This window comes from Frigidibacter sp., from assembly GCF_030695035.1.
Classification (GTDB): Bacteria; Pseudomonadota; Alphaproteobacteria; order Rhodobacterales; family Rhodobacteraceae; genus Frigidibacter.
Genome location: NZ_JAUYTT010000008.1, coordinates 863444 through 877044, shown reverse-complemented (window position 1 = coordinate 877044; position 13601 = coordinate 863444). Strand labels below are relative to the sequence as shown.

General features: G+C 66.1%; 17 protein-coding genes. 16 read left to right on the top strand and 1 reads right to left on the bottom strand.

Annotated features, from left to right (window positions below; translation table 11 throughout):
- Positions 1-99 precede the first annotated feature (99 nt).
- The gene (dusA, locus tag Q8S30_RS08335; protein ID WP_305665546.1) at positions 100-1110 is read left to right on the top strand and encodes a tRNA dihydrouridine(20/20a) synthase DusA; all 1011 of its coding nucleotides are present in this window, start codon (positions 100-102) and stop codon (positions 1108-1110) included.
- Here dusA and Q8S30_RS08330 read toward each other — a convergent pair.
- Positions 1107-1598, bottom strand: a complete 492-nt coding sequence (locus Q8S30_RS08330) for a VOC family protein (RefSeq protein ID WP_305665545.1) — start codon at positions 1596-1598, stop codon at positions 1107-1109. The two genes, dusA and Q8S30_RS08330, sit on opposite strands and share 4 nt — an antisense overlap.
- Before the next feature lie 262 nt (positions 1599-1860).
- Between Q8S30_RS08330 and Q8S30_RS08325 the strand changes: the two genes are divergently transcribed.
- From Q8S30_RS08325 to Q8S30_RS08255, 15 genes are all read left to right on the top strand, one after another.
- On the top strand, positions 1861-2226 hold the full coding sequence (locus Q8S30_RS08325) for an NADH-quinone oxidoreductase subunit A (protein WP_305665544.1): 366 nt from the start codon (positions 1861-1863) through the stop codon (positions 2224-2226).
- An 11-nt stretch (positions 2227-2237) separates the two neighbouring features.
- Entirely contained in the window at positions 2238-2780 is a 543-nt protein-coding gene (locus tag Q8S30_RS08320; RefSeq protein ID WP_305665543.1) for an NADH-quinone oxidoreductase subunit B family protein, read from the top strand.
- A gap of 11 nt (positions 2781-2791) precedes the next feature.
- Entirely contained in the window at positions 2792-3412 is a 621-nt protein-coding gene (locus Q8S30_RS08315; RefSeq protein ID WP_305665542.1) for an NADH-quinone oxidoreductase subunit C, read from the top strand.
- A 1-nt stretch (position 3413) separates the two neighbouring features.
- Positions 3414-4319 (top strand): sulfotransferase, encoded by a 906-nt coding sequence (locus tag Q8S30_RS08310; protein WP_305665541.1) that lies wholly within the window; start codon positions 3414-3416, stop codon positions 4317-4319.
- Positions 4319-5527 carry an NADH-quinone oxidoreductase subunit D gene (locus Q8S30_RS08305; protein ID WP_305665697.1) on the top strand — a complete coding sequence of 403 codons (1209 nt, stop codon included), beginning with the start codon at positions 4319-4321 and terminating at the stop codon, positions 5525-5527. Before Q8S30_RS08310 ends, Q8S30_RS08305 begins: the two co-directional genes overlap by 1 nt.
- Before the next feature lie 73 nt (positions 5528-5600).
- Positions 5601-6929, top strand: coding sequence for an NADH-quinone oxidoreductase subunit E (locus Q8S30_RS08300; RefSeq protein ID WP_305665540.1), 1329 nt, complete (start codon positions 5601-5603; stop codon positions 6927-6929).
- Between the two features lies 1 nt (position 6930).
- Positions 6931-7158, top strand: a complete 228-nt coding sequence (locus tag Q8S30_RS08295) for a DUF5337 domain-containing protein (RefSeq protein WP_305665539.1) — start codon at positions 6931-6933, stop codon at positions 7156-7158.
- Positions 7159-7173: 15 nt separating this feature from the next.
- Positions 7174-8469 carry an NADH-quinone oxidoreductase subunit NuoF gene (gene nuoF, locus Q8S30_RS08290; RefSeq protein WP_305665538.1) on the top strand — a complete coding sequence of 432 codons (1296 nt, stop codon included), beginning with the start codon at positions 7174-7176 and terminating at the stop codon, positions 8467-8469.
- 2 nt (positions 8470-8471) lie between these two features.
- Positions 8472-8834 (top strand): hypothetical protein, encoded by a 363-nt coding sequence (locus Q8S30_RS08285; protein ID WP_305665537.1) that lies wholly within the window; start codon positions 8472-8474, stop codon positions 8832-8834.
- Between the two features lie 111 nt (positions 8835-8945).
- Positions 8946-10958, top strand: a complete 2013-nt coding sequence (gene nuoG, locus Q8S30_RS08280; RefSeq protein ID WP_305665536.1) for an NADH-quinone oxidoreductase subunit NuoG — start codon at positions 8946-8948, stop codon at positions 10956-10958.
- Positions 10958-11374: a hypothetical protein gene (locus Q8S30_RS08275; protein ID WP_305665696.1), complete on the top strand. Its 417-nt coding sequence runs from the start codon at positions 10958-10960 to the stop codon at positions 11372-11374. Before nuoG ends, Q8S30_RS08275 begins: the two co-directional genes overlap by 1 nt.
- Before the next feature lie 15 nt (positions 11375-11389).
- Positions 11390-12427 (top strand): NADH-quinone oxidoreductase subunit NuoH, encoded by a 1038-nt coding sequence (gene nuoH, locus Q8S30_RS08270; RefSeq protein ID WP_305665535.1) that lies wholly within the window; start codon positions 11390-11392, stop codon positions 12425-12427.
- A gap of 3 nt (positions 12428-12430) precedes the next feature.
- On the top strand, positions 12431-12706 hold the full coding sequence (locus tag Q8S30_RS08265; protein ID WP_305665534.1) for a hypothetical protein: 276 nt from the start codon (positions 12431-12433) through the stop codon (positions 12704-12706).
- Entirely contained in the window at positions 12703-13197 is a 495-nt protein-coding gene (gene nuoI / locus Q8S30_RS08260) for an NADH-quinone oxidoreductase subunit NuoI (protein ID WP_305665533.1), read from the top strand. The genes Q8S30_RS08265 and nuoI overlap by 4 nt, the downstream gene beginning before the upstream one ends.
- Positions 13194-13601: a carboxymuconolactone decarboxylase family protein gene (locus Q8S30_RS08255; protein WP_305665532.1), complete on the top strand. Its 408-nt coding sequence runs from the start codon at positions 13194-13196 to the stop codon at positions 13599-13601. The genes nuoI and Q8S30_RS08255 overlap by 4 nt, the downstream gene beginning before the upstream one ends.

Here is a 13601-nt window from a genome sequence, read left to right as displayed (position 1 = left end):
TCGCGCAGCCCGGGTCTTGGTCATCCCGCTGTCACAGAGTATAGCTCGCGCGCGGTCGATCCCCAGGGCGGCCCACCCCCGACATGGCAAGACCCGATGATGACCCCTGTTGCCCCCGACCTCGCTCCCGACCTCGCCACCGCCGCGCGCCTCTCTGTCGCGCCGATGATGGACTGGACCGACCGCCACTGCCGGTATTTCCACCGGCAGCTGTCGCAGCACGCGCTGCTTTACACCGAAATGGTCACCGCCCCTGCCATCCTCCACGGCCCCCGCGCGCGCCTGCTGGACTTCGACCCTGCCGAACATCCCGTCGCCCTGCAGCTTGGCGGCGCGGACCCGGCGGAGCTGGCCGAGGCGGTGCGGATCGCGGCGGACTGGGGCTATGACGAGATCAACCTCAACTGCGGCTGCCCGTCGGACCGGGTGCAATCGGGCTGTTTCGGCGCGGTGCTGATGGAGAGCCCGTCGCTGGTCGCCGATTGCGTCGCGGCGATGATCGCGGCCGCGCCGGTGGAGGTGACGGTGAAATGCCGGATCGGTGTCGATGACCAGATCCCCGAAGAGGTGCTGCCGAACTTCCTCGAAACCGTCAGCGCTGCCGGGGTGAAGCGTTTCACCATCCACGCCCGCAAGGCCTGGCTGCAGGGGCTGAGCCCCGCCCAGAACCGCACCATTCCGCCACTCGATTACCCGCTGGTGATCGCGATGAAACGCGCCTTCCCGCATCTGCACCTGTCGATCAACGGCGGCATCGGCACCCTGGCCGAGGCCGAGGCGCTGCTGGCGACAGGGCTGGACGGCGTGATGGTCGGCCGCGCCGCCTATCACGAGCCCTTCGCCATCCTCGCCGAGGCCGACCCCCGCATCTTCGGCACCGGCACCGCCGCCGATCCCTACGAGGTGCTCGACGCGATGCGCCCCTATATCGACCGCCACCTTGCGAGTGGCGGCAAGCTCCACCAGATCACCCGCCACATGCTCGGCCTGTTCCACGGCCGCCCGGGCGCGCGGGGCTGGCGGCGGGTGCTGTCGGAACGCGTCTCCACCCCCGGCGCCGGTCTCGAGGTGCTGGACGCGGCGCTGGAACCGCTCAGGGCGGCGGCCTAAACCGCCCGCTCCCCCAGGCTTTGCGCAAAGCGCAGCAGATAGCCGTCGGGATCCTGCACCAGCAGCTCGCGTGAGCCGCCCATCCGGCCCTCGCCGGTGCGATACCACTTCTCGGCGACCGGGCGGAACAGGGGCCAGCCCGCCGCCCCGAGCGCATCCACGATCGGGTCCAGCGACGAGCAGGCGATCTGCAGGTTGATGCCGCGCCCGAAGGGCGGCTCCAGCGGCCCGGTCAGCCATTCACCGTTGATCTGGCAGATCATCACCTGCGCCCGCTCGCGCTCCAGATAGGCAAAGCCCGCGGCGGGGCGGTCATAGGCGACCGTGAACCCCAGCAGTCCGCACCAGAAGCGCAGGCTTGCCGCCAGATCGCGCACGTCAAGCTCCGGCACCAGCGGCGCGAAGCCGCCCTCGGGTAAGCCGCCGCGGCTTGGGGCGGCATTGCGCGTCGCCTGATCGGGCCGGGCGGCGGGGTCGGGCTGGGTCATCTCGTATCCTCCAGTGATTCCGTCAGTCTTTCCGTTCCCCCGCCCGGCGCTGTGCGGGGCCGCACCGGGCTATGCCGCGCCGCAGAGCGGTGAGATGCTGCGCCGCGGAGCATCGCGGCTGGACAAGGCGAATTGAACCCCGCAACCATCGCCGGGCAAGGACATTTTCCCCCCCGCCTTCGGTTGACCGCGCCGGGGCGGGGGAGTAAACGGGCTGCAGCCGGAACTGCGCGACCAGCGTCGCGTCACGAGGGAGCCACCAGTGGACGATCTGCTGCGAGAATACCTTCCCATCCTCATTTTCCTTGCGATGGCCATCGCGCTTGGCTTGGTGCTGCTGCTTGCCGCCGTGATCATTGCGGTGCGCAACCCCGACCCGGAAAAGGTTTCGGCCTATGAATGCGGGTTCAACGCCTTCGATGACGCGCGGATGAAATTCGACGTGCGCTTCTACCTGGTGTCGATCCTGTTCATCATCTTCGATCTGGAAGTCGCCTTCCTCTTTCCCTGGGCGGTCGCCTTTGGCGGGCTAAGTGAGACGGCATTCTGGTCGATGATGGTGTTCCTTGGCGTGCTGACCGTCGGCTTCGCCTATGAATGGAAGAAGGGGGCGCTCGAATGGGAGTGATTGCCACAGGTATGCAAACGGGAGGCGTGCAAACGGGGGTTCATACCGCCGGCGCCGACAAGGAAGTCACCACGGCCGCGCTCAACCGCGACCTGCAGGACAAGGGCTTTTTGCTTACCTCGGTCGAGGATGTCATCAACTGGGCCCGCAACGGCTCGCTGCACTGGATGACCTTTGGCCTTGCCTGCTGCGCGGTTGAGATGATGCACACCTCAATGCCGCGCTATGACCTTGAACGCTTTGGCACCGCGCCTCGCGCCAGCCCGCGCCAGTCGGACCTGATGATCGTCGCAGGCACGCTGACCAACAAGATGGCCCCGGCGCTGCGCAAGGTTTATGACCAGATGCCAGAGCCGCGCTACGTGCTCTCGATGGGCTCCTGCGCCAATGGCGGCGGCTATTACCACTACAGCTATTCGGTTGTGCGCGGCTGTGACCGGATCGTCCCGGTCGACATCTACGTGCCCGGCTGCCCGCCCACGGCCGAGGCGCTGCTTTACGGTATCTTGCAGTTGCAGCGGAAGATCCGCCGCACCGGCACCCTCGTCCGCTGAGGAGCGCGCGCATGTCCGAAGCCCTGACAGAACTTGCCAGCTACATCGAAGGCCGCCGCGGCGATGCCGTCGTCTCGACCTCCATTGCCTTTGGCGAGCTGACGGTGACCGCCACGCTCGCTGGCCTGCCCGGCCTGATGGATTTCCTGCGCAGCGACCCGACCTGCGCCTTTTCGACGCTGGTCGACATCACCGCGGTGGATTACCCGACCCGGCCCGAGCGCTTTGACGTGGTCTATCACCTGCTGTCGATGTACCGGAACCACCGCGTCCGCGTGAAGGTGGCCCTGCGCGAAGAGGATATGGTCCCCTCGATGATCGGCATCTACACCGCCGCGAACTGGTTCGAGCGCGAAGTGTTCGACATGTTCGGCATCCTGTTCTCGGGCCATCCTGACCTGCGCCGCATTCTCACCGACTACGGCTTCCGCGGCTTCCCGCTGCGCAAGGACTTCCCCACGACCGGCTATACCGAGGTCCGCTATGACGAGGCGCAGAAGCGCGTTGTCTATGAACCCGTGTCGCTGACCCAGGAATACCGGCAGTTCGACTTCATGTCCCCCTGGGAGGGCGCGCAATACGTGCTGCCGGGCGATGACAAGGCCAAACCGGCAACGGGGGCAAAGTCGTAACGTGACCGGCCAGCCGACACTCCTGTTCTGCGTGGGCGCGACCAAGGCCGGGACCTCCTGGCTGTATCGCTATCTGCACGCGCACCCCGAGTGCCGGATGCGGTCGATCAAGGAACTGCATTTCTTCGATACCGTCGATCTGAACGAGTATGGCCATCAGTTCGACACCTATGCCCGGCTGCGCAGCGACCTTGCGGCGCGACTGGCCGGGGCAGGGGAATGGCGCGCGGGCAACCTGCAGCGGCAGATCGATGATGTGGACGAGATCGTGGCAGCGCTGGCGCTGGCGCAGGCTGGCGATCAGGAGGGCGCAGTGCGCGCCTACCGCGATTACCTCTTTGCCGCGGCGGGCGATGCGCGGCTGGTGGGCGATATCACCCCCGGCTATGCGCTGCTGTCGCAAGCGCGGCTGACGATGATGGCGGGCCTCTCGCCCGCGGTGCGGGTGCTCTATCTCATGCGCGACCCGCTGGAGCGGCTCTGGAGCCATGTGCGGATGCAGGCCAAACGCCAGCTGCGCGCGGGCGAAGAGATCGGCCTGAAATCGCGCCGGGTGCTGAACCGGGTGGTGCGGCGCGGGATGGAAGTGCATATCCCGGCGCGCGGCGACTATCGCGGTACGATCCAGCGGCTGCAGGCGGCAGTGCCGCCGGCGCAGCTGATGATCGAGTTTTCGGAACGGCTGCTGACCGAGGCCGGCCTGCGCCGTCTCTGCGCCTTCCTCGGCATCGGCTACCGCGAGGCCGATACGTCGGAGCGCGCGCATGAGGGCGTGAAGCTGGCGCTCGACCCCGGCCAGCGCGGCCAGGCACAGGCGTTTCTGGCGCCGCAATATGACTTCGTGGAACAGAATTTCGGCCCGCTGCCGCTCGAGTGGCAGGCCAACAGGGCGGAGGTCCGGATATGATGGATGGCAGCTTCGACGACGCGCTGACCGGCGAGCAGAAGATCCGCAACTTCAACATTAACTTCGGCCCGCAACACCCTGCGGCGCATGGAGTTTTGCGTCTGGTGCTTGAACTGGACGGCGAGATCGTCGAACGCTGCGACCCGCATATCGGCCTGCTGCACCGCGGGACCGAAAAGCTCATGGAATCGCGGACTTACCTGCAGAACCTGCCGTACTTCGACCGGCTGGACTATGTGGCCCCGATGAACCAGGAACATGCCTGGTGCCTTGCTATCGAGCGGCTGACCGGCACGGTGGTTCCGCGCCGCGCCAGCCTGATCCGGGTGCTGTTCTGCGAAATCGGCCGCATTCTCAACCACTTGATGAACGTGACCACGCAGGCGATGGACGTCGGCGCGCTGACCCCGCCGGTCTGGGGCTTCACGGCCCGCGAAGAGCTGATGGTGTTCTACGAACGCGCCAGCGGCGCGCGCTTGCACGCGGCCTATTTCCGGCCCGGCGGCGTGCATCAGGACCTGCCGCCGAAGCTGATCGACGATATCGAGGACTGGGCGCGGAAGTTCCCCAAGCTGCTGGACGATCTCGACGGGCTCTTGACCGAGAACCGGATCTTCAAGCAGCGCAACGTCGATATCGGCGTGGTCAAGGAAGAGGATATCCTCACCTGGGGGTATTCGGGCGTGATGGTGCGCGGATCGGGCCTTGCCTGGGATCTGCGGCGCAGCCAGCCCTATGAATGCTATGACGAATTCGACTTCCAGATCCCGGTCGGCACCAATGGCGATTGCTTCGACCGCTACCTCTGCCGCATGGCCGAGATGCGCGAGTCGACCAGCATCATCCTGCAGGTGCTGAAGAAACTGCGCGCCGAGCCGGGCGATATCCTGGCCCGCGGCAAGATCACCCCGCCCAAGCGCGGTGACATGAAGCGGTCGATGGAAAGCCTGATCCACCACTTCAAGCTGTATACCGAGGGCTTCCACGTTCCCGCGGGTGAGGTCTATGCCGCGGTCGAGGCGCCCAAGGGCGAGTTCGGCGTCTATCTGGTCGCCGATGGCACCAACAAACCCTACCGCGCCAAGATCCGCGCGCCGGGCTATCTGCACCTGCAGTCGATGGACTGGATCGCCAAGGGTCACCAGCTGGCCGATGTGGCGGCGATCATCGGCACCCTGGATATCGTGTTCGGGGAGATTGACCGCTGATGCCCGCCGCCTTTTCGCAACATCTGATCGCCGGCGCGCGCGCCGCGATCCCCCTGACCGGAGCCGCCTTCTGATGCTTCGCCGCCTGTATCATGACCAGCCCGCCGGCTTTGCCTTTACCCCCGCGAACCTTGCATGGGCGGAAGGGCAGATCACCAAATACCCCGCCGGCCGTCAGGCCAGCGCGATCATTCCGCTGCTTTGGCGCGCGCAGGAACAGCAAGGCTGGCTGACCCGCGCCGCCATCGAGCATGTCGCCGACATGCTGGGGCTGGCGTATATCCGGGCGCTGGAAGTGGCGACCTTCTACTTCATGTTCCAGCTGCAACCCACGGGAAGCATTGCACATATCCAGATCTGCGGCACGACCAGCTGCATGATCTGCGGCGCCGAGGACCTGATCGCCGTCTGCCGCGATAAGATCTCCCCGCGTCCCTATACGCTGTCGGCCGATGGCAAGTTCACCTGGGAAGAGGTCGAGTGCCTTGGCGCCTGCGCCAATGCGCCCGCCGCCCAGATCGGCAAGGACTACTATGAGGACCTGACCGCCGAGCAGCTGCGCAGCCTGCTGGGTGAGCTGGCCTCTGGCGCCGTGCCGGTGCCCGGCCCGCAGAACGGGCGCTTCTCGTCGGAGCCCGCCAGCGGGCTCACCAGCCTCAAGGCCCATGACAGCGGCCGCACCCGCTATAACGCCAGCGTGCAGTTGGCGGTCGATCTGGGCGAGACGGTGAAGCGCATCGACGGGACCGAGGTTCCGCTGCTGACGCCGTGGCTGAACAAGGCCGCGCCGGTGACCGAAGCCGTGGGCGAGACCGAAGAGCCGACGCCGGGCGAGGGCCTGACTGCGGACGAGACCGGTATCACCGTGCAGGAGGCCGGCGCGGAAAGCGCCGCCGAAGTGCCGGAGCAGGGCGGGAGCGCCGAGGCGCCCTCGGACGCGCCGGTATCGACCCCCGAGGCGCCGATGCCGACGACCGGGGCCGAGGCGGAGACGCCCGCCTCTGCCGCCGCGCATGAGGTGGAGACCCCGGCCGATGCCGCCGATGCCCCTGAGGTTTCCGCGCCCTCGGCTGCGGACATGCCTTCTACTGCGATGCCGGCCGCTGCCGACCTTCCCGCTGGCAAGCCTGCCGGCCTGACCGAGGCTCGCGGCGGGGTGCCGGATGATCTGAAGCTGATCGAGGGGATCGGCCCCAAGATCCAGCGGAGCCTGAACGGGTTCGGCGTGTACCATTTCGACCAGATCGCGGCCTGGACCGAGGCCGATATCGCCTGGATCGATGCAAACCTGCCGAACTTCCCGGGCCGCGCCTCGCGCGACCGCTGGGTGTCGCAGGCGCGGATCATCTGCGAGGAGGGCCGCGAAGCCTTCCTGATTCGTGCCAAGACGAACGATTACTAGGATGACCAAGCCCCCGACCCCACAGGACAAATCGACGGCGACCGAGGCGCGGATGGTCGCCATCGTGATCGCTGTGACGATGGTGCTGTGGATGGGGGCGCAATGGCTGGGCGGCAGGTTCGGGCTCGAGGCCCGCTATGTGTTCCTGTTCGACCTGGCCGCGATGGCCGCGTTCTTCTGGGCGCTGGTCGTGACCTGGCGGATCTGGCAACGGCAAAAGCGCCAGTGATTTGAGGATGCAACGATGCTGAAGGATCAGGACCGGATCTTTACCAACCTCTACGGGATGCATGACCGCAGCCTGAAGGGGGCGCAGGCGCGCGGCCATTGGGATGGCACCGCCGGCATCCTCGCCAAGGGCCGCGACTGGATCGTGGACGAGATGAAGAAGTCGGGCCTGCGTGGCCGCGGCGGGGCGGGGTTCCCGACCGGGCTCAAATGGTCGTTCATGCCCAAGCAGAGCGACGGGCGCCCGGCCTACCTTGTCATCAACGCCGACGAATCCGAGCCCGCGACCTGCAAGGACCGCGAGATCATGCGCCACGATCCGCATACGCTGATCGAAGGCGCGCTGATCGCCAGCTTCGCGATGCAGGCCCATGCCTGCTACATCTACATCCGCGGCGAATATATCCGCGAGAAGGAAGCGCTGCAGGCGGCCATCGACGAATGCTATGACGCGGGGCTTCTGGGCGCGAATGCCGCCGGGTCGGGCTGGGATTTCGACCTTTACCTGCATCACGGCGCCGGGGCCTATATCTGCGGCGAGGAAACCGCGCTGCTGGAAAGCCTTGAGGGCAAGAAGGGGATGCCGCGGATGAAGCCGCCGTTCCCGGCGGGCGCGGGCCTCTACGGCTGCCCGACCACGGTGAACAACGTCGAATCCATCGCCGTGGTGCCGACGATCCTGCGCCGCGGCGGCGAGTGGTTCGCGGGCTTTGGCCGGCCGAACAATGCGGGCGTGAAGCTGTACGCAATGTCGGGCCATGTGAACACGCCCTGCGTGATCGAGGAGACGATGTCGATCAGCATGAAGGAGCTGATCGAGAAGCATGGCGGCGGCGTGCGTGGCGGCTGGAGCAACCTCAAGGCGGTGATCCCGGGTGGCGCGTCCTGCCCGATCCTGCCGGCGGATCTGTGCGATGCGGCGATCATGGATTACGACGGGATGCGCGAGCTGAAATCCAGCTTCGGCACCGCCTGCATGATCGTGATGGACCAGTCCACCGATGTCATCAAGGCGGTGTGGCGGCTGTCGAAATTCTTCAAGCACGAAAGCTGCGGGCAATGCACGCCCTGCCGCGAAGGCACCGGCTGGATGATGCGGGTGATGGAGCGGCTGGTGACCGGCGAGGCCGAGGTCGAGGAAATCGACATGCTGCTGAGCGTGACCAAGCAGGTCGAGGGCCACACCATCTGTGCGCTTGGCGATGCGGCAGCCTGGCCGATCCAGGGCCTGATCCGGCATTACCGCGAAGAGATCGAGGACCGGATCAAGGCCAAGAAGACCGGCCGCATGGGCGCGATGGCGGCGGAGTGAGAATGCGGGCTGCGGGGATCATCGGCATGGTGGGGGCAGGCGTGCTGAGCGCCTGCGCGGCGCCGTCTGTGCCGGTTGCTGCGGCGCCGGGCCGGGTTCCCGTGGCGGTCGAGGGCAAGGCGTTCCTCGCCGAGATCGCTCCGGGGCCGGACGGGGTGCGCTTCACCCCGGCGGGCGCGGTGCCGGTGCGCGGAATGCGCGTCGCGGTGCGGCGGGCCGCGGTGCCGCTGGATTACTCCGAGGGCCGCGTTGCCAAGCAGGCCGCCGCGCTGGCCTGCGAGGGGCAGGGCGGGCGCTTTGACGGCTCTGCGCATGGCAAGTTCGCTGGCGCCGGAGTGTGGGAATTCGCGGGGGCCTGCGCATGAGCGGGCTGACGCACAAGGCGGCATCCGCCGCGACAAGATCAACCGCGGCGGGCCATGCCCTCGCGGTCCCGGGCCAGCGGCCCGAACCTATGCTGGAAGGGGCGCTTTGAGATGTCCAACACCCGGAAGATCATCATCGACGACATCGAGGTCGAGGTTGACCCCAACCTGACGCTGATCCAGGCCTGCGAGCTGGCGGGCATCGAGATCCCGCGCTTTTGCTACCATGAGCGGCTGTCGATCGCCGGCAACTGCCGGATGTGTCTGGTGGAGGTCGTCGGCGGCCCGCCGAAGCCAGCTGCCAGCTGCGCGATGCAGGTCAAGGACTTGCGCCCCGGCCCGAATGGCGAGCCCTCGGTCATCAAGACCAATTCGCCGATGGTGAAGAAGGCCCGCGAGGGGGTGATGGAGTTCCTGCTGATCAACCACCCGCTGGATTGCCCGATCTGCGACCAGGGCGGCGAGTGCGACCTGCAGGATCAGGCGATGGCCTACGGCGTCGATTTCAGCCGCTACCGCGAGCCGAAACGCGCGACCGAGGACCTGAACCTCGGCCCGCTGGTCGAAACGCACATGACCCGCTGCATCAGCTGCACCCGCTGCGTGCGCTTCACCTCGGAAGTGGCCGGCATCACCCAGATGGGCCAGACCGGGCGCGGCGAGGATAGCGAGATTACCAGCTATCTGAACCTGACGCTGGATTCGAACCTGCAGGGCAATATCATCGACCTCTGCCCGGTGGGCGCGCTGGTCAGCAAGCCCTATGCCTTTACCGCCCGCCCGTGGGAGCTGTCCAAGACCGAGACCATCGACGTGATGGACTCGCTTGGCAGCAATATCCGGGTGGATTGCAAGGGCCGCGAAGTGATGCGGATCCTGCCGCGCAACAATGACGGCGTGAACGAAGAGTGGATCAGCGACAAGACCCGCTTCGTCTGGGACGGGCTCCGCCGGCAGCGGCTGGACACGCCTTACATCCGTAAGGCGGGCAAGCTGCGCAAGGCGAGCTGGCCCGAGGCGCTGGCGGCGGTGGCTGCGGCGATGAAGGGCCGCAAGGTTGCCGGCCTCGTCGGTGATCTGGCCCCGGTCGAGGCGGCGTTTGCGCTGAAGAACCTGATCGAAGGTCTGGGCGGCAAAATCGAATGCCGCACCGATGGCGCGCGCCTGCCGGCCGGGCAGCGCGGCGGCTATGCCGGGACCGCGCGGATCGAGGATATCGACAGCGCCGGGCAGATCTGGATCGTCGGGTCGAACCCGCGGGTGGAATCGCCGGTGCTGAACGCCCGGATCCGCAAGGCCTGGACCCAAGGGGCCGAGGTGCATGTGATCGGCGCCGCCGCGGACCTGACCTATGACGTGACGCATGAGGGCACCGGGCGTGACACGCTGGTGCGGCTGGCCGGATCGGCCACAGCCGGCGACAAGCCCGCGCTGGTGATCGTGGGGCAGGGCGCGCTGATCGAAGCCGATGGCGAGGCGGTGCTGGCCCATGCACAGGCGCTGGCGACGGCGCTTGGCGGCGGGCTGCTGGTGCTACATTCCGCAGCCTCGCGCGTTGGCGCGATGGATGTGGGCGCGGTGACCGAGGGCGGGATGGCTGCGGCGCTGGAAGGGGCAGAGGTGGTCTACAACCTTGGCGCCGATGAGGTGGAGATCGCGGCCGGTCCGTTGGTGATCTATCAGGGCAGCCACGGCGACCGCGGCGCACACCGGGCGGACATCATCCTGCCGGGCGCGGCCTATACGGAAGAAAACGGCCTGTTCGTGAACACCGAAGGACGCCCGCAACTGGCGCTGCGTGCCGGCTTCCCACCGGGCGAAGCGAAAGAGAACTGGGCGATCCTGCGGGCGCTGTCGGCCGAGCTTGGCGCGGCGCAGCCCTGGGACAATCTGGCGCAGCTGCGCCGGGCGCTGATGGCGGCGGTGCCGCATCTGGCGCTGATCGACCAGGTGCCGGAGAACGCCCCGGCGGAGCTGGAGCTGCGGACCCCGGGCAATGCCGATTTCCGCGCCTCGAAGGCGGACTTCTATCTGACCAACCCCATCGCCCGCGCCTCGGCGCTGATGGCAGAGCTGTCGGCGATGGCGAAGGCCCGCAGCGAAACGGCGATGGCGGCGGAATGATGATGCGCAGCGCCCCCCTTGCGGTTCTTGCCACCGGCCTTGCGGCCGGTCTGGCGGGCTGCGCGGGCGGTGCTGCAGATCAGCCTGCCGCGACCAGCAACGGCTTCCGGCCCGACTACAGGGGCGTGGAAACCCGGCTGCTCAGCGGCGATCTGGTCAGCTTTCGCGTGGCCATGTCGGGCGCGCGGGGGCTGCCGGATGTCGAGGCTTATGCGGCCTGTGCGGCGGCGCAATATGCGCTGATCCGGGGCTATGGATTCGCGCGCCATGTGCGCACGAATGTCGATGAAGAGGGTGGCGTTTGGCGCGCGGATGCTGTTTACACCATCTCGCCAGCACTGCCTCGGGGCATCGCCACGATTGACGCGGAAGTCGTCGTCGCGGCCTGTTCCGAACAGGGTATACCGACGGTCTGAGGGACAAAAGGCAACATGGCTGAGTTTCTTTCCACGCCACTGGGCACATTCTTGCTGATCGCCGTCCAAGGCCTCGGCATCATTGCCTTCGTGATGATTTCGCTGCTGTTCCTCGTGTATGGCGACCGCAAGATCTGGGCCGCCGTGCAGATGCGCCGCGGCCCGAACGTGGTGGGCGCCTTTGGCCTGCTGCAATCGGTGGCCGACGCGCTGAAATACGTGGTCAAGGAAATGATCGTCCCCGCAGGGGCCGACAAGGTCGTCTTCTTCATGGCGCCGATGGTGTCCTTCGTGCTGGCGATCCTGGCCTGGGCGGTGATCCCGTTCAACGAAGGCTGGATCCTGGCCGATATCAACGTGGCGATCCTGTTCGTCTTCGCCGTCTCCTCGCTCGAGGTGTACGGCGTGATCATGGGCGGGTGGGCCTCGAACTCCAAATACCCGTTCCTCGGTTCGCTGCGGTCGGCCGCGCAGATGATCTCGTACGAGGTGTCGCTGGGGCTGATCATCATCGGCGTCATCATCTCGACCGGGTCGATGAGCTTTGGTGGCATCGTCGAGGCGCAGCGCGGGGACTATGGCCTGTTCAACTGGTACTGGCTGCCGCATCTGCCGATGGTGGTGCTGTTCTTCATCTCGGCGCTGGCCGAGACCAACCGGCCCCCGTTCGACTTGCCCGAGGCGGAATCGGAGCTCGTGGCCGGGTTCATGGTGGAATATTCCTCGACCGCCTACCTGCTGTTCATGGCCGGCGAGTACATCGCCATCTTCCTGATGTGCGCGCTGATGAGCCTCTTGTTCTTCGGGGGCTGGCTGTCGCCGATCCCGGGGCTGCCCGACGGCGTGCTGTGGATGGTCGGCAAGATGGCGTTCTTCTTCTTCATGTTCGCCATGGTGAAGGCCATCGTGCCGCGCTACCGCTACGACCAGCTGATGCGCATTGGCTGGAAGGTGTTCCTGCCGATGTCGCTGGGTTGGGTTGTGATCGTGGCCTTCCTGGCCAGATACGAAGTTCTCGGCGGTGCCTGGGCCCGCTGGACGATGGGGGGCTGAGGCATGACCGGAGACGTGACCCAGTTTTACTATATGTTCCCGACCGTCCACGGCATCATCTCTTTGCTGCCAGAGCCAGGGGGGCGGTACAAAGTTATGTTCAAAGAGGACAACCTCGGCTCGTACCATTCCGCGCAAGCAGCGGCCGAAGATGTGGCTGGCGGGCATGTCCTGTCACCAATTTCGGGCGTAGAGCTTAATGAGCTCGGGATCCCGCATGACTTAGAAGGCTGGCAGAAAAAGGTCTTCGCGGTTTTCAAAGGACTTCGACCGGCATGACCCAGATGGACTATACCCGCGCGGCGAAATATTTCCTGATGATGGACTTCATCAAGGGCTTCGGCCTGGGGATGAAGTACTTCTTCGCGCCCAAGGAAACGCTGAACTACCCGCATGAAAAGGGCCCGCTGTCGCCGCGCTTCCGGGGCGAGCATGCGCTGCGCCGCTATCCGAACGGCGAGGAACGCTGCATCGCGTGCAAGCTGTGCGAGGCGGTCTGCCCGGCGCAGGCGATCACCATTGACGCCGAACCGCGCGAGGATGGCAGCCGCCGCACCACGCGGTATGACATCGACATGACAAAGTGCATCTATTGCGGCTTCTGCCAGGAGGCCTGCCCGGTCGATGCCATTGTCGAAGGCCCGAATTTCGAATTCTCGACCGAGACGCGCGAGGAACTGTTCTATGACAAGGAGCGGCTGCTGGAAAACGGCGCCCGCTGGGAAGGCGAGATCGCCCGCAACCTAGAGATGGATGCCCCGTACAGATGAACGATGAATTCTCCAAGATGTTCAAGGCGATGATGGATCAGAGCCAAGAGATGGCCAAGGCCTTCAACCCGGCGCTGGAAACCTTCCGCGTCAAGGGGTTCGAGGATCTGATCCCGACCATGTCCAAGGACTTCATGGAGATGGCCTTTGGCCGCACCTTCAACCGCGAGGGGCTGGATGCCAAGACCCGGCTTCTGGTGACCATCGCGGCGCTGACCGTGCTGGGGGCGCAGGCGGACAGCCAGCTGAAGCTGACCATCCGCCACGCAATGCAGGCCGGCGCGAAGAAACGGGAGATCGCGGAAGTGATCTACCAGATGAGCATGTTCGGCGGGCTGCCCGCCATGACCCGCGCGCTGGAGATCGCCCAAGGCGTCTTCGACGGGACCGAAGAAAAGGAATGA

Bases quoted from the DNA above. Each gene is read 5' to 3' on its own strand.
- dusA (WP_305665546.1), top strand. From the start codon at position 100: ATGACCCCTGTTGCCCCCGACCTCGCTCCCGACCTCGCCACCGCCGCG.
- Q8S30_RS08330 (WP_305665545.1), bottom strand. From the start codon at position 1,598: ATGACCCAGCCCGACCCCGCCGCCCGGCCCGATCAGGCGACGCGCAAT.
- Q8S30_RS08320 (WP_305665543.1), top strand. From the start codon at position 2,238: ATGCAAACGGGAGGCGTGCAAACGGGGGTTCATACCGCCGGCGCCGAC.
- Q8S30_RS08315 (WP_305665542.1), top strand. From the start codon at position 2,792: ATGTCCGAAGCCCTGACAGAACTTGCCAGCTACATCGAAGGCCGCCGC.
- Q8S30_RS08305 (WP_305665697.1), top strand. From the start codon at position 4,319: ATGGATGGCAGCTTCGACGACGCGCTGACCGGCGAGCAGAAGATCCGC.
- Q8S30_RS08300 (WP_305665540.1), top strand. From the start codon at position 5,601: ATGCTTCGCCGCCTGTATCATGACCAGCCCGCCGGCTTTGCCTTTACC.
- Q8S30_RS08295 (WP_305665539.1), top strand. From the start codon at position 6,931: ATGACCAAGCCCCCGACCCCACAGGACAAATCGACGGCGACCGAGGCG.
- nuoF (WP_305665538.1), top strand. From the start codon at position 7,174: ATGCTGAAGGATCAGGACCGGATCTTTACCAACCTCTACGGGATGCAT.
- Q8S30_RS08285 (WP_305665537.1), top strand. From the start codon at position 8,472: ATGCGGGCTGCGGGGATCATCGGCATGGTGGGGGCAGGCGTGCTGAGC.
- nuoG (WP_305665536.1), top strand. From the start codon at position 8,946: ATGTCCAACACCCGGAAGATCATCATCGACGACATCGAGGTCGAGGTT.
- Q8S30_RS08275 (WP_305665696.1), top strand. From the start codon at position 10,958: ATGATGCGCAGCGCCCCCCTTGCGGTTCTTGCCACCGGCCTTGCGGCC.
- nuoH (WP_305665535.1), top strand. From the start codon at position 11,390: ATGGCTGAGTTTCTTTCCACGCCACTGGGCACATTCTTGCTGATCGCC.
- Q8S30_RS08265 (WP_305665534.1), top strand. From the start codon at position 12,431: ATGACCGGAGACGTGACCCAGTTTTACTATATGTTCCCGACCGTCCAC.
- nuoI (WP_305665533.1), top strand. From the start codon at position 12,703: ATGACCCAGATGGACTATACCCGCGCGGCGAAATATTTCCTGATGATG.
- Q8S30_RS08255 (WP_305665532.1), top strand. From the start codon at position 13,194: ATGAACGATGAATTCTCCAAGATGTTCAAGGCGATGATGGATCAGAGC.